12 protein-coding genes are annotated in these 14,100 nt (G+C 75.6%); all 12 read left to right on the forward strand.

Annotation, left to right across the window (positions count from 1 at the left end; genetic code table 11):
- Nucleotide 1 precedes the first annotated feature (1 nt).
- Complete coding sequence (locus VSR01_RS33105) at nucleotides 2–1,597, forward strand: phage tail sheath family protein (protein ID WP_326452669.1); 1,596 nt, start codon at nucleotides 2–4, stop codon at nucleotides 1,595–1,597.
- Between the two features lie 137 nt (nucleotides 1,598–1,734).
- Nucleotides 1,735–2,178, forward strand: coding sequence for a phage tail protein (locus VSR01_RS33110; RefSeq protein WP_326452670.1), 444 nt, complete (start codon nucleotides 1,735–1,737; stop codon nucleotides 2,176–2,178).
- Nucleotides 2,178–2,684, forward strand: a complete 507-nt coding sequence (locus VSR01_RS33115; RefSeq protein ID WP_326452671.1) for a hypothetical protein — start codon at nucleotides 2,178–2,180, stop codon at nucleotides 2,682–2,684. Before VSR01_RS33110 ends, VSR01_RS33115 begins: the two co-directional genes overlap by 1 nt.
- Nucleotides 2,681–2,839, forward strand: a complete 159-nt coding sequence (locus VSR01_RS33120; protein ID WP_326452672.1) for a DUF6760 family protein — start codon at nucleotides 2,681–2,683, stop codon at nucleotides 2,837–2,839. The genes VSR01_RS33115 and VSR01_RS33120 overlap by 4 nt, the downstream gene beginning before the upstream one ends.
- Nucleotides 2,840–6,030: 3,191 nt before the next feature.
- On the forward strand, nucleotides 6,031–6,555 hold the full coding sequence (locus tag VSR01_RS33125) for a hypothetical protein (RefSeq protein WP_326452673.1): 525 nt from the start codon (nucleotides 6,031–6,033) through the stop codon (nucleotides 6,553–6,555).
- A gap of 195 nt (nucleotides 6,556–6,750) precedes the next feature.
- The gene (locus tag VSR01_RS33130) at nucleotides 6,751–7,188 is read left to right on the forward strand and encodes a phage tail protein (RefSeq protein WP_326452674.1); all 438 of its coding nucleotides are present in this window, start codon (nucleotides 6,751–6,753) and stop codon (nucleotides 7,186–7,188) included.
- Between the two features lie 23 nt (nucleotides 7,189–7,211).
- Nucleotides 7,212–7,958, forward strand: a complete 747-nt coding sequence (locus VSR01_RS33135) for a CIS tube protein (RefSeq protein ID WP_326453955.1) — start codon at nucleotides 7,212–7,214, stop codon at nucleotides 7,956–7,958.
- Nucleotides 7,955–9,841: a VgrG-related protein gene (locus VSR01_RS33140; RefSeq protein WP_326452675.1), complete on the forward strand. Its 1,887-nt coding sequence runs from the start codon at nucleotides 7,955–7,957 to the stop codon at nucleotides 9,839–9,841. Before VSR01_RS33135 ends, VSR01_RS33140 begins: the two co-directional genes overlap by 4 nt.
- Nucleotides 9,841–10,287 (forward strand): GPW/gp25 family protein, encoded by a 447-nt coding sequence (locus VSR01_RS33145; protein WP_326452676.1) that lies wholly within the window; start codon nucleotides 9,841–9,843, stop codon nucleotides 10,285–10,287. The genes VSR01_RS33140 and VSR01_RS33145 overlap by 1 nt, the downstream gene beginning before the upstream one ends.
- Entirely contained in the window at nucleotides 10,287–12,245 is a 1,959-nt protein-coding gene (locus VSR01_RS33150; protein WP_326452677.1) for a putative baseplate assembly protein, read from the forward strand. Before VSR01_RS33145 ends, VSR01_RS33150 begins: the two co-directional genes overlap by 1 nt.
- A complete protein-coding gene (locus VSR01_RS33155; RefSeq protein ID WP_326452678.1) occupies nucleotides 12,242–12,814 on the forward strand; it encodes a phage tail protein in 573 nt (190 codons plus the stop codon). Before VSR01_RS33150 ends, VSR01_RS33155 begins: the two co-directional genes overlap by 4 nt.
- Nucleotides 12,811–14,085 carry an NADase-type glycan-binding domain-containing protein gene (locus VSR01_RS33160; protein ID WP_326452679.1) on the forward strand — a complete coding sequence of 425 codons (1,275 nt, stop codon included), beginning with the start codon at nucleotides 12,811–12,813 and terminating at the stop codon, nucleotides 14,083–14,085. Before VSR01_RS33155 ends, VSR01_RS33160 begins: the two co-directional genes overlap by 4 nt.
- The last annotated feature ends 15 nt before the right edge of the window (nucleotides 14,086–14,100 follow it).

Raw genomic sequence — 14,100 nt, forward strand, 5'->3', positions numbered from 1 at the left:
CATGCCGTCGTATCTGTCGCCGGGCGTCTACGTCGAGGAGGTCGCCAGCGGTTCGCGCCCGATCGAGGGCGTGGGCACCTCCGTGGCGGCCTTCGTCGGCCTCGCCCCGACCGGTCCGCTCAACCGGCCGACGCTGGTGACCAACTGGTCCCAGTACGTGGCCGCCTTCGGTGAGTTCACCGACGGCTACTACCTGGCGCACTCCGTCTACGGCTTCTTCAACAACGGCGGTTCGGCCGCGTACGTCGTGCGCGTCGGCGGCGCGCCCGCCGGGGAGGGCCAGGACGCCGAGATCTCCGCCGCGGCCCCGGCCCCGGCCGGCCCGCCGGCGCTGCCGGGCGCCCCCGCCGAACTGGGGACGTTCACGGTGCGCGCGCTCGCCGCGGGCAGCACCGGCGCGCTCAGCGTCGAGGTGGCCGACGCGCAGGGCGACGGGCCCGCGGAGCGGTTCCGGCTCCTGGTCAAGGACGGCGACAAGACCGTCGAGACCTTCGACGTGTCCGCGAAGAAGCAGGGCCGCAGCTACGTGGTCACCCAGGTCAACGAGCGCTCGAAGCTGATCAGCGTGGAGGAGGCGGCTCCGGCCGCGCAGCTGGCCAGGCCGGACAACCAGACGGTGGCGCTCGCCGCCCCCGCGCCCGCCGCCGCGCCCGCCGCCCTCCCGGTCGAGCAGGCGTCCGGTGGCCACCCCGGCCCGGCCGAGTACCTCGGCGACTCCGCCGACCGCACCGGCTTCGGCGGCCTGGAGGCCGTCGACGAGATCTCGATGGTCGCCGTGCCGGACCTGATGGCCGCCTACCAGAGCGGCGCGATCGACCTGGAGGCGGTCAAGGCCGTCCAGCTCGGGCTGATCGCGCACTGCGAACTGATGGGCGACCGGGTCGCCGTCATCGACCCGCCGCCCGGTCTGAACGCCCGTGACGTGCGGGTGTGGCGGCAGGAGACCGCGGGCTACGACTCCAAGTACGCGGCCCTCTACTACCCGTGGATCAAGGTCTTCGACCCGGCCACCGGCCAGGCCCGCATGGTCCCGCCGAGCGGCCACGTCGCGGGCATCTGGGCCCGCAACGACTTCGAGCGCGGTGTGCACAAGGCCCCGGCCAACGAAGTCGTGCGCGGCGCCGTCGACCTGGAGAACCAGATCACCCGCGGCGAGCAGGACCTGCTCAACCCGATCGGCGTCAACTGCATCAGGTCCTTCCCCGGCCGCGGCATCCGGGTGTGGGGCGCCCGCACCCTGTCCTCCGACCCGGCCTGGCGCTACGTCAACATCCGCCGGTACTTCAACTACCTGGAGGAGTCGATCCTGATCGGCACCCAGTGGGTGGTGTTCGAGCCCAACGACCAGGCTCTGTGGGCCCGCATCCGGCGCAACGTCTCGGCGTTCCTCGTCAACGAGTGGCGCAACGGCGCGCTCTTCGGCTCGCGCCCCGAGGAGGCCTTCTACGTCAAGTGCGACGCCGAGAGCAACCCGCAGGAGTCGGTGGACCTCGGACGCGTCGTCTGCGAGATCGGCATCGCGCCCGTCAAGCCGGCCGAGTTCGTGATCTTCCGGCTGGCGCAGTTCTCCAGCGGCAGCGGCGAGCTGGAGGAGTAGCCCGCCCCCCGTGCTCCCGATCGGGCACGCCCAACGGCGGCGGACCGGCCGCCGGCGGCGGCGTCCGGCAGTGAGCACATCGCAGTACATCGCCCGTCACATCGGTACGCAGTGAGCAGAAGGACAGACAGCGCCTCATGACCAGCCAGCCCGGTGACACCCTCACATCACACAATTTCGGCATCCAGATCGACGGTGTCATGGTCGAGTTCCTGCACGAGGTCAGCGGTCTGACCATGGAACAGGACGTCATCGAATACCAGCAGGTGTCCGCGCAGGGCGTGCCGGTGACGAAGAAGATGCCCGGCGTGAAGAAGGCCGGGGCGGTCACCGTCGTGCGCGGTGCGAACGGCTCCAGCGCGTTCACCCAGTGGATCAACGACTCGATCGCCGGCCAGATGGCCACGGCCCGCAAGAACGCCACGATCATCTTCATGGACACCACGAACCAGCCGGTGCTCCGCTACCACCTGCGCAACGCCTGGTGCCACAAGGTCGAGCCCAGCGCGGTCAAGGCCGGCGAGGCGTCGGCCCTCACCGAGACCGTGTCGATCACCTACGAAGAACTGGTCATCGAGTAATGCGCCGCACGCCCACCCGCCCGTCCGCCGCGCCCGCACCGCCGGGCGGGGCGGACGGGCCGGCGGCAGCCGCCGCGCCCGAGACCGTGGTCGAGGCAGCCGCCCCACCGCCCCCGGCGGCGCCCGAACGGCAGTCGCTGCGCACGGAGTTCGAGTTCGAGCTGCCGCGCGGCTACGTCGACCAGTCCGGCACCGTCCACCGCACCGGGACCATGCGGCTGGCCACCGCGCGCGACGAGCTGATCCCGCTGCGGGACGTCCGCGTCCAGGAGAACCCGGCCTACCTGTCGGTGGTGCTGCTCGGCCGCGTCATCACCCGCCTGGGCACGCTGCCCCTGGTGCACGACGGCGTGGTGGAGAACATGTTCGCCTCCGACCTGGCCTTCCTCCAGGACTTCTACCGGCAGGTCAACGCCGAGGGCCACACCAGGGCCGGGGTCACCTGCCCGCACTGCGAGCAGCCCTTCGAGGTGGAACTCGGCGGGAGCCGCCTGGGGGAATCGTGACGTACGCGACCGACCGGATCCACGAGGAGATCGCGTACGTCGCCTACCACTTCCACTGGAGCCTGGAGGACATCCTGGACCTCGAACACCGTGACCGGCGGCGCTACACCCAGGAGATCGCCGCCCTCGTCGAGCGCGCGGCGGCGGAGGGCTGATGGGGCTCCTCGACAGGTTCCGCGACCGCCGGGCCGAGCCCGCGGCCGCGCCGGCGCGACCGGCCGCCACCGGTGGCGGCGCGCCCTCGACCGGTCGCGCCGAGGCGGCCGGCGGCGCGGTGGCGGCCGGCGGCGCCGGTCCGGCCGGACCCGGGACGACGGAGCCGCGGGGCGCGGCGCGCGGCTGGTCGACCCTGCCGCCGCTCGCCGGCACGACCGCCGCGCCGGGGCAGGTGCCGGTCGCCGACGCGCGGTTCAGCGCCTCGCTCGCCACCTGGCAGGACCCCTCCTTCGGCGGGACGCTGTCGCACGCCGTGCTGGACGGCGCTCCCAGCGGTCTGATCAGAGGCGCGCTGACCCCGTCGGCCGCCGGCCCGGTGGAGGTCCAGCCGGCCCTGCGCGTGGCGGCCCTGCCGGTCGCCCGGCGGAGCAGCGCCGCCGCCGAACCCGCCGAGATCGGTGCGGGGGAGACGCCGTGGACCCGCGCGGACGCCGGTGCCTCCGGCGCCGGCAGCGCGCTGCCGGTGCGCCCGCCGACCGGCACCCGCGTCACCCCGGTGGCTGCGCGGGCGCCCCGCGCCGCCGCGACCTCCCGGCTGACCACGGCGCCCGCGGTCCAGCGGCGCGTCCTGCCGACCGCGCCCACGCCAGGCGGGCGGCCCGCCGCGCCGGCGCGCCCGTCCTCGACGTCGGCCGCCGCGTCCCCGGGGTCCTCGTCTTCGCTGCCGGCACCTGCCGCCCCGTCGGCTTCAACTGCGCGCGTTTCGGTCCCGCGGCCCCCGTCCTCGACGTCGGCCGCCGCGGCTCCGGCGTCCCCGTCTTCGACGCCAGCCGCCGCATCCCCGGCGTCCCCGTCTTCGCTGCCGGCACCCGCCGCTCCGGCGCCTCCGTCCTCGACACCCGCCGGCGGGGCGCGCCCGTCCTCGACGCCCGCCGGCGCGGCCGGCACGGAGCAGGTCGGCCTCGGCTCGCCCTCGACCGGTAGCAGGACGCCGCGCCCGCCAGGCCCTTCCCCGCAGGCCCGTCCCGTGCTCGGCGCGCCTCTGCCCGCCCGCCCGCCGTCCGCGCGGCCGATCGGGCCGGCCGGGCCGGCCGGGTCGCAGCAGGCGGCCGGCACGTCCCCCACGCCGGGCCCGGGCCCGCTCCCCGTACAGCGCTCGGTCGCGTCGCCGCCCCCGGCCGCCGGTGGCCGGGGCGGTACGCCGACCGCCCCGCGCACGACCGGCGCGGCACGCCCCGGCGCCGTGCCGCCGGGCGGCTCGGGCCCCTCCCCGAGGGGCGGCAGCGCGCCGACGCCGGTCACGCCGACGACGGGCGGGCCCACCGGCCCCGCGCGTCCAGGCGGAACGCCACGGAGCGGCCCCGGTCCCTCGCCGGCCGGCGGCGGCACGCCGCCCCCGGCCGACCCGGCCACGGGCGGACCCGCCGGACGGCCCGGGGCGCAGCCCGTCCCCCGGGAGCACGGCAGCGACCGGACAGCGGTCCAGCGTGCGGTGACGGCTCCCGGACAGGCCGCGGACCCCCGCGCCCTCGCGGGCAGCGCCCCGGTCGCGCCCGCCGCAGCCACGGCTCCGCCCGCCGACCAGGCACCGGTCACGGCCGCGCCGCACCAGGGCTCGGACGGCACGGGTTCCGCGATCACGCTGCCCGTCGTGCCCGTCCGGCGGACCGCGGCGCCCCACGGCTCCGACGGGCCCGCAGGATCGAGCGTGCCGGCAGGGCGTACGGCGACGCCTGTCGTCCGCGTGCAGCGCGCGTCCGCGTCCGCGACCCCGGGCTCCGGATCGGCCGACCGCGCGACGAGCGGCACGCGGCAGCAGGGCGCGCGTCCCGCGGGCGGCACTTCGGGTCACCGGCCGCCGGCGCCCCGAAGCGCCGCCGCGAACGGGCCGGTTGCCGGAGCCGCCGGAGCCGCCGGAGCCGCCGGAAGCGTGGAGGCTTCGGGCGTCGTGGAGACTTCGGGCGTCGGGGGACAGGACGCCGTGCCGAACGGGCCGGCGCCAGAACCGCGGCAGGACCGGAGTGGCAACGGTTCGGCGCGGCGTTCGCTTCCGCTGGCCTCGGCCCGGTCCCTGGCCTCCGCCCTGACGCCGGTCATGCCCGGCGCGCCCGCCGGGCAGCAGACGGGCCAGACCGGCCGGCAGAGCGGAAGCGCGCCCACCGGACATGGCGGCGCCGTCAGGCCGGCCGCGGTCCAGCGCACCACGCAGCCCGCCGCCGCGCGACGGAGCGCCATCGGGCCCACCGTGCAGCGTGGCGCGGCCCCCGCGGCGGTGCCGTGGCGACGAACGACCGCCGCCTCGGCGCCCGGCACCGGCTCCGCCACTGGCTCCGCCACCGCCACTGGCTCCGCCACCGCCACTGGCCCCGGCTCCGGCCCGAGCCCGGCCGGGAGCGCCGCGCCGCCCGGCCCGGCAGCCGGCAGCCCCGGCGTGCTTCCCGCGGCCGGGCCGGCCCAGGGGCGTACGGCTGCGTCCGCGGCGGTCGGCCTCGGCACCGGGAAGTCGCCCAGGGCCGCAGTCGCCGCACCTGGGGCCCCGGCGGGTGCCGCCGCCACGACGCGCGCGCCCCTGCCCGGTGGCGCGATGCCCGTGGCGCCGGTCGGTGGCGCGGCGGCCGTACGCACCGGGTTCGACACCGCACCGCCGACCGCTCCGGTGACGGGCCCGCCGACCGGGCCGTCCCGCAGCGGCGTCCCGCCGGTGCAGCGCCTTGCCGCCGCTTCCCCCGCCTCCGGGGCCGCCGCGCCCGGCCGCCTTCCGGGCCCAGTCGGCCCGGGGCAGCAACCGCCCGCGTCGCCCCGGCCCGCGCACGGACCGAGCGTCGCGGCCCGTCCCGTCGTATCCCTGGCACCCGCTTCCCCGGCTTCTCCGGCCGGTCCCGCGTTCCCCGGCAGCCCGGCGCGACCGGCCCCCGCACCCGGCCGGGCCCCCGCGTCCGTCCCGGCACCCGCACCTGTCCCGGCGTCCGTACCCGGCCTACCGTCCACGCCCGTCCCGCTGCCCATGCCCGATCCGTCGTCCACGGCCGTACGGCCGGCCGGCGCGCCGGTGGTGCAGCGTCGTGCGGTGCCTTCCGGACCGGGCCCGAGACCCAGACCCGGACCTGTGCCCGTGGCGACGGCCGGCCGGCCGTCCCCGTCAGCCGGTCCGGCGGCGGCGCCGCCCGCAGCCCCGCCGACCCCGCTGCCGGTGCCGCCGCCCGCGGCCCTGCCGGTGCAGCGGTCGGCGGCCGGCGGCGCGCCCGCGCGCACCGGGGCCCTGTCCGTGCGGCGCCACACCGCGGGGAGACCCGCGGCCGGCGCGGCGCCGGGCCTCGGCAGCCCGGTGCGGTCCGTGCCGTCCGCGTCAACCGTGCCGGCCGCGCCGCCCGCCGCGAGCCCCGCCCGCACCCAGGTCCAGCGCCGTACCCCGGTCTCCGGCACCGTGCACACCGGAGCCGGAGCCGGAGCCGGAGCCGGAGCCGACCACGACCGAGGCCGGCCGGTGAGCGGCGACTTCGACGCGCGACGGCTCACCGACCGCCAAGTGGAGGCCCTGGCCGACCGGTTGAGCGCGCCGCTGGCCAGGCGGCTGCGCTTCGACCCCCGTAAGCTGACGGAGCCGCAGACCGACGAGCTGGTCCATCGCCTCTTCGGCCCGCTGACCCGGCTGCTGCGCACGGAGTTCCGTCTCGACCGCGAACGCATCGGCAGGCAGCGTGATGCGCGCCGCTGACCGCGAACCCCTGACCGGGGACCGGGACCCGGGCGCCGGAGGCCGGTCCACGGGCGGCGCGCGCCCGCGGGCCGTGACCGAGCGGCCGGAACCGGCCGGGCCGCACCGGGCGGCCCGGCCGCAGGAGCCGGCGTCCCGCCCGACCGCACCCGCGGGGCCGCGAGGTCCCCGACCGCAAGCGAAAGGCCGACCGCGATGAGCAGCGATCTCGATCCGGGATCCTCGATCTTCTTCACCCTGACCATCGACGGCGAGGACCTGGGCTACTTCAACGGTTGCGAGGGGCTCGCCTCCGAGGTGGAGATGGAGCACTACCAGGAGGGCGGCAACAACGGGTTCGTCTGGCAACTGCCCACCCGCGTCACGTACTCGACGATCCGGCTGACCCGTCCCCTGACGGCCGGCACGGCGAACGTGGCGGCCTGGATCTCGTCGGTGACCACCGGCGTGTCCCGGCCGACCGCGGAGATCGCCGCGCTGCGCGCCGACGGCTCGGTGGTCGCGCGCTGGGGCCTGCTGGACGTGGTGCCGGTGCGCTGGCAGGGGCCGACGCTCGACCCGGCGAGCCCCGGCGTCGCCACCGAGGTCCTGGAGATCGCGCACCACGGCTTCACCGACGTGGAGGGCGAGTAGCGATGTCGAAGTTCGAGAACTCGATGGACCACAAGTGGAACAAGGCGAGCAACAAGGTCGCCGACGCCATCGGCAGCCTGGTCCACGCCATGCTGGTCATCCACGAGCCGCCGCTCGGGCACAGCACCACCCCCGGCCCGCTGATCAAGTCCTTCAGCTTCGAGTTCAACCCCTCCCAGCTCGCGCTGACCCGCCGCGCGCAGTGGAACTCCACGCCCGCGGCGGCGGTGCGCGACGGGGTGCTGCCGGAGTTCATGGGGCCCGAACCGCGCGAGCTGAACGTGACGGTGTTCCTCGACCGCTCCGACGACCCGGACAGCAACGACGTCATGAAGATGGTGGAGTCGCTGTTCTCCTGCTGCGAGGTGACGTCGATGAGCCTGGCGGCGAAGCAGCCCTCCACGCCCTGGGTGGTCTTCGAGTGGGGGTCGTTCAGGACGGCCAGGTTCACCGCCTACGTCGAGTCGGTGGAGGCCCAGTACACCGTCTTCGGCACGTCCGGAATGCCGATCCGGGCCACCTGCCAGCTGCGCCTGCACGAGATCCCGACCAGGACCGCGGGACAGAACCCGACCTCGGGCGCCCTCACCGCGCGCCGCGTGCACCGGCTGGTCGCCGGCGACTCCCTGCAGTCGCTGGCCTGGCGCGAGTACGGCGACGCCGCCGCCTGGCGGACCATCGCCGAGACCAACGGCATCGACGACCCGGCGCGGCTCACCCCCGGCACCGAACTCATCCTGCCCGCGGCCGAGGAGGTCACCACGCCATGACCAAGATAGCCTTCTCCAGCGTCATCGACGTCAGGGTGAACGGCCGCTCCCTGCGCTCGCCCGTGGCCGACCACCTCGTCGACGCCTGGGTCGACCTCGCGTCCGGCGTGCCCGGCGCCTTCCACCTGGCCTTCCGCGACAAGGCGCGGCGGGAGGTGCTCGGGCTGGCCGACATCACGATCGGCTCGAAGGTCGAGCTGGCGCCGGTCGCCGACGGCAAGGGCGCGCAGGACACGCTGCTCACCGGCGAGGTGACCGGCCTGGAGGCGGACTACGACGGCACCGGCACCTTCACCGTGGTGCGCGGCTACGACCTCGGCCACCGCATGCTGCGCCGGCGCCGCGTGGTCGGCTACACCGAGATGACCGCGAGCGCCATCGTGGCGAAGCTGGTCGCCGACAGCGGCATCCCGGTCGGCGCCATCGAACCCACCAGGCCCGCCTACGAGTTCATCACCCAGGACAACGTCACCGACTGGGACTTCGTGTGCCGGCTCGCCGAGGAGAACGAGAAGGTGGCGTACCTCGACTCCGACGGGCTGTTCCGGTTCGTCGGCCGCAAGCGGGCCTTCGGCGCGCCGCCGCAGGGCACCGAGAGCGACAAGAGCCAGTTCGTCCTGCAGGGCGGCGTCGACGTGCTGCGCTGCCGGGCCGCCGTCACCTCCGCCGACCAGGTCCCGCAGGTGGAGGTGCGCGGCTGGGACGTGCAGGCCAAGCGGAAGCTGAAGGAGAAGGTGCGGGCGGCGGCCAACCCGGCGATCGACAACGGCGCCTCGCCCGGCGAGATGGCGGCGGCCTTCACCGCCGGCGACCTGGTCGAGGCCGGCACCCCGTACGACCGGCAGCCGCAGGTCAAGCGGGCCGCGCAGGCACTGGCCGACGACGTGACGTCCTCCTTCGCCGAACTGGAGATCACCGTCCACGGCAACCCCAGGATCCGTCCGGACGTCGCGGTGCTGCTGGAGGACGTCGGCAAGCCCTTCGAGGGCAAGTACACGGTGACCGGGGTCCGGCACACCTTCGAGAACGGCCGCCCCTACCGGACCCGGGTGAGCGTCAGCGGGCGGCAGTGGCGGTCGCTGTACGGGCTCGCCTCCGGCGGCACGACGGCCGCGCCGCGCCTGCCGAGCGTGGCCAACGCGCTGGTCACCGACGTCAAGGACCCGCTGCGGCTGGGCCGGGTGAAGCTCACCTTCCCGTGGCTGGACGACACCTACGTCAGCGACTGGACCCGCACCGTGCAGTTCGGCGGGGTCGGCGGCGGCAGCATCGTCCCGCTGGACGTCAACGACGAGGTGCTGGTGGCGTTCGACCGCGGCGCCCTGGACCACCCGTACGTCCTCGGCGGCCTCTACAACGGCAAGGACCGCTTCCGGCCCGGCGACGTGGAGCTGTACGACCGGGTCAGCGGCAAGGCGAACCGGCACACCCTGGCCGACCGGGAGTACAACCGCGTCGACCTGCTCAGCCAACAGAGCGGCCTGCGCAAGCGCGGGGTGCGGCTGAGCACCGGCAACGACCGGCTGGTGGTCCACCTGGACCGGACGAACACCGAGATCAGCATCGACAGCCGGGGCAGCGTCTCGATCAAGGGCAGCACGACGGTGTCCGTCAAGGCCGGCGCCGACCTGAGTCTGAAGGCCGGCGGGAAGCTCAGCCTGCAGGCGGGCGGCGAGATGAGCCTGAACGCCGGGGGCGTGATGAACCTCGACGCGGGCGGGGCGCTGACCGTCAACTCCACGGCCATGGAGATCGGCGCGCGGGCCGCGCTGAGCGTCTCGGCCGCGCTCGACGCGAACTTCAACGCGCTGAACATGCAGATGGAGGCCGCCAACATCGCCATGCTCGGCAACGTCACCGCCAACGGGATGGAGGTCATCTGATGCCCGAGCAGTTCGTCGGCTCCGGTTGGTCCTTCCCGCTGCGGATCGGCCCGACCGGCGGCATCGCGCTGGTCAGCGGGGAGCGGGAGGTCGAGGAGGCCATGCACCTGGTGCTGGCCACCGCGCCGGGCGAGCGGCCGATGCGGCCGGAGTTCGGCTGCGCCATCCACGACATGGTCTTCGCACCGGTCAACGAGTCCACCGTGGGCCGGATCCAGCACGAGGTGTTCACCAGCCTGGACCGCTGGGAGCCGCGCATCGAGGTGCACGAGGTGGAGGTGACCGTCGGCGAGGAGCCGGGGGTGCTCTTCATCGACGTGCGGTACGCCATCCGCGGCACCAACAACCCGCGCAGCCTGGTCTTCCCGTTCTACGTCATCCCCTCCCACGACGATCCCGAGCCGCCGTCGCGCGACGGCACGCCGGCCACCGAAAGCGACCGCTGATGGCACTGCCCTCCCCGAACCTCGACGACCGCCGTTTCCAGCAGTTCGTCGACGACGCCAAGCGCTTCATCCAGCGGCGCGCGCCGGAGTGGACCGACCACAACGTGTCCGACCCCGGCGTCACCCTCGTGGAGACCGTCGCCCACCTGGCCGACCAGATCGTCTACCGGCTCAACCGGGTCCCGGAGAAGAACCACCTGGCCTTCCTCGACCTGGTCGGGGTGACCCTCTTCCCGCCGTCCGCGGCGCGCACCGACGTGACGTTCTGGCTGTCGGCCCCGCAGGACGACCCGGTCGTCGTCCGCACCGGCACCGAGACCGCCACCGTCCGGGCGGACAGCGAGGAAGCGGTCGTCTTCAGCACCGAACGCGACCTGGTCATCGTGCCCACGCGGTTGCTGCACCTGGCCGTGCAGCACAGCGGGCAGGCGGTGACCGACAGGACCGCGGACCTGGCGGCGGGCCGGGACGTGCTGTGCTTCGCCGAGGCGCCTTCGGCCGGCGACAGCATGCTGCTCGGGCTCAGCGCCGCGGCCCCGCACTGCGCGGTGGCGCTGCGGCTGGACAGCCAGGTCGACGGCGTCGGCGTCGACCCCCGGCAGCCGCCGCTGGCCTGGGAGGCGTGGACCGCCGACGGCTGGACGGCGTGCGAGGTCGAGGAGGACGGCACCGGCGGCCTGAACCGCCCCGGCGACGTGGTGCTGCACGTGCCGGGCGGGCACATCCTGTCCCGCACCGGCCGGCACGAGGCGGGCTGGCTGCGCTGCCGGGTCACCGAGCCGGAGCCGGGCCAGCCCTTCTACACCACCTCGCCGACCGTGCGCTCCGCCGAGGCGTTCACCACGGGCGGCACGGCACCGGCCGTGCACGCCGAGACGGTCCACGACGAGGCGCTCGGCGAGTCCACCGGGCTGCCCGGGCAGCGGTTGCGCCTGGCCCACGCGCCCGTCGTCGGCGACGTGCCGCCGCTGCACCTCCAGGTGGCCGAGTACGGGGGGTGGACCGACTGGCAGGTCGTCCAGCACTTCGCGGCCTCCGGCCCCAAGGACCGGCACGTCACCCTGGACGCGGCCACCGGTGAGATCGCCTTCGGCCCCGCGGTCCGCGAACGCGACGGCAGTCTGCGGCAGTACGGCGCGGTGCCGCCCAAGGGCGCCGTGATCCGGGCCGCCCGCTACCGCACCGGCGGCGGACGCACCGGCAACGTCGCCCGCGGCGCCATCAGGACGCTGCGCGACTCCGTCCCCTACGTCGCCGAGGTCGTCAACCGCGAGGCCGCGCACGGCGGCGTGGACGGCGAGACGGTGGCGGAGGCCAAGGCGCGCGCGCCGCTCACCCTGCGCGCCCAGGACCGCGCGGTGACCCTGCGGGACTACGAGGAACTCGCCCGGCACGCCGCGCCGGAGACCGCCCGCATCACCTGCCTGGAAGGCGACGAGGGGGAGCACGGCGCCTACGCGGTGCGTGTCCTGGTCGTCCCGCGCGCCGTGCCCGACCCCGGCGGCAGGCTGCGCTTCGAGCAACTCGTGCCCGCGGACTCCCTGTTGCGGCGCATCACCGACTACCTCGACGAACGGCGGCTGATCGGCACCCGGCTGGCCGTCGGCCCGCCCTACTACCAGGGCGTGACCGTCGTCGCGACCCTGCACGCCTTCCGCGGCGCCGACGCCGAGCGCGTCCGCCGCGACGCGCACGACGCGCTCTACCGGCACCTCGACCCGCTCACCGGGGGCGCCGACGGCACCGGCTGGCCCTTCGGCCGCCCCGTGCAGTCCGGCGAGATCTTCGCGGTGCTGCAGCGCGTGCCCGGCGTGGAACTGGTCGACGAGGTGCAGCTGCACCCGGCCGATCCGCTGACCGGCAAGCGCGGCGACCGGACCGAGCGCATCGACCTCGACCCGCCGTCGCTGGTGTTCTCCTACGACCACCGCGTCCGGGTGATCGGGGGCACCTCGTGAGGGGTTCCGTCGAGGGCCTCGGCTCCGCCGTGCCGCTGGGCACGATGCTGCCCGCCGTCTACGCCGACGACGACATGATGCAGCGCTTCGTCGGCGGCCTCGACGAGGTGCTCGCGCCCTTCCTGAACGTCCTGGACTGCCTGGAGGCGTACTTCACCCCGTCCCTGGCGCCGGCCGACTTCACCCGCTGGCTCGGCTGGTGGGTCGGCGCGGAGACCGACGGCATCGAGGACGACGACGCGGTCGGCGAGGCGCGGTTGCGCGCCGCGGTCGCCGCCGCCGCGCGCCTGCACCGCGTCCGCGGCACCCGCGCCGGCCTGGCGGAGGCGGTGCGGCTCGCCTTCGGCGTCGAGCCCGAGATCACCGAGAGCGGCGGCGCTGCCTGGAGCGCCGCGCCCCGTGGCCCGGTCCCCGGCGAGAAGCGCCCCCGCCTGCACGTCGCCATCCGTCTGCCCGAGCCGACCGCCGCGGACGAGTACCGGCTGGACGACCTGGTCGCCGCCACCCGTCCCGCGCACATGCCCTACACGGTCCAGGTGACCGCCGTCGAGAGGACCGCCGAGTCATGACCGCCAGCCAGGCACCCGGCCACCACGAGGACCGCACACAGGCCCCGGCCCAGGCCGCCGTCGACGCCGGTACGCAGGCCGGCACGCAGGAGGAGCCGACCGTGGTCTGCGAGCAGTGCGGCACGCGGCAGGATCCGCACCAGGCGTTCTGCGAGAGCTGCAACGCGGTGCTGCGGTGGAGCCCGGGCCCCGGCCGCCCGGCCGCGGGCGGCGCGGCCGTGGCCGCCTCGCCCGCGGGGCAGGCCGCACCGGCGGCACGCGCGGAGCCCGCCGCGGCCGGGCGCCGGGAGGGGGACGACACGCTGGAGACCCCGCCGGTGCCGACGGACGGGACCGCCACGGACCCCGGCCCGGCCGCGGACCAGGACGCGGCCGCGGCCGCCGAGCGGGCGCGGGCCCTGCTCGTACCGGTCGCCGATCCGCAGGCGCTGCCCGACCGGCCGCCGACGGTCGCGCCGGTGCTGCCGGGACGGCCCGCGCCCGTACGGCCCGAGGTCCGCGCACCGGGGGAGCAGGACGTCGTCGGCGGCCTCGCCTGCCCGTGGTGCGGGACGGCCAACCCGGCCGAGCGCCACTTCTGCTCACGCTGCGCGATGTCCATGACCGCCGGACCCGCGGACGGCGCGCGGCGCCCGTGGTGGCGGCGGGTGCTCGACCACCGGAACCAGGAGCAGCCGTGGGCCGGCGACCGGCCGCGGCTGCGCCGCACCCTGGGCCGCGTCCTGCGCTGGGCCGTCTGGGCCGTGGTCGCCGCGCTCGCGGTGACCGGCCTGGTGCACGTCGGCGACGGGATCGACGCCACCCGCGACCACTTCGCCAAGCGGGTCCCGGTGGCGCCGGACTCGGCCACCGCCTCCCACTCGTACGCCCAGCACGGGCCGGGCCTGGCCTTCGACAAGTTCAACAACACCTGGTGGGGCCCCGGCATCACCGGGTCCGACCAGGGCGAGTGGATCGAGGCCCACTTCCAGGAGCCGGTGAACCTGCTGGACGTCGGCATCACCGCCGGCGAGTCCACGCACGCCGACACCCTGTCGAAGTCCGCGATCCCGCACCGCATCGACGCCCGCGTCACCACCGACGACGGCAAGGTCACCACCAAGACCCTCCTCCTGGACCAGGCCAGCGGCTTCCAGAAGCGGGACTTCGACTTCCGTGACGTCACATCGGTGCGGTTCACGGTGGTCACCGCCTACAACACCAGCTCGACCAGGCAGGTGGCCGTCGCCGAGATCGAGTTCTACGGCCCCTCCCAGGCGGGCTCCTCCTAGGACCGCTTCCCCGGA

This window comes from Actinacidiphila sp. DG2A-62, assembly GCF_035825295.1.
GTDB lineage: Bacteria > Actinomycetota > Actinomycetes > Streptomycetales > Streptomycetaceae > Actinacidiphila.

Coding starts and splice junctions, on each gene's coding strand:
- VSR01_RS33105 (WP_326452669.1), top strand. CDS start 2: ATGCCGTCGTATCTGTCGCCGGGCGTCTACGTCGAGGAGGTCGCCAGC.
- VSR01_RS33110 (WP_326452670.1), top strand. CDS start 1,735: ATGACCAGCCAGCCCGGTGACACCCTCACATCACACAATTTCGGCATC.
- VSR01_RS33115 (WP_326452671.1), top strand. CDS start 2,178: ATGCGCCGCACGCCCACCCGCCCGTCCGCCGCGCCCGCACCGCCGGGC.
- VSR01_RS33130 (WP_326452674.1), top strand. CDS start 6,751: ATGAGCAGCGATCTCGATCCGGGATCCTCGATCTTCTTCACCCTGACC.
- VSR01_RS33135 (WP_326453955.1), top strand. CDS start 7,212: ATGGACCACAAGTGGAACAAGGCGAGCAACAAGGTCGCCGACGCCATC.
- VSR01_RS33140 (WP_326452675.1), top strand. CDS start 7,955: ATGACCAAGATAGCCTTCTCCAGCGTCATCGACGTCAGGGTGAACGGC.
- VSR01_RS33145 (WP_326452676.1), top strand. CDS start 9,841: ATGCCCGAGCAGTTCGTCGGCTCCGGTTGGTCCTTCCCGCTGCGGATC.
- VSR01_RS33150 (WP_326452677.1), top strand. CDS start 10,287: ATGGCACTGCCCTCCCCGAACCTCGACGACCGCCGTTTCCAGCAGTTC.
- VSR01_RS33160 (WP_326452679.1), top strand. CDS start 12,811: ATGACCGCCAGCCAGGCACCCGGCCACCACGAGGACCGCACACAGGCC.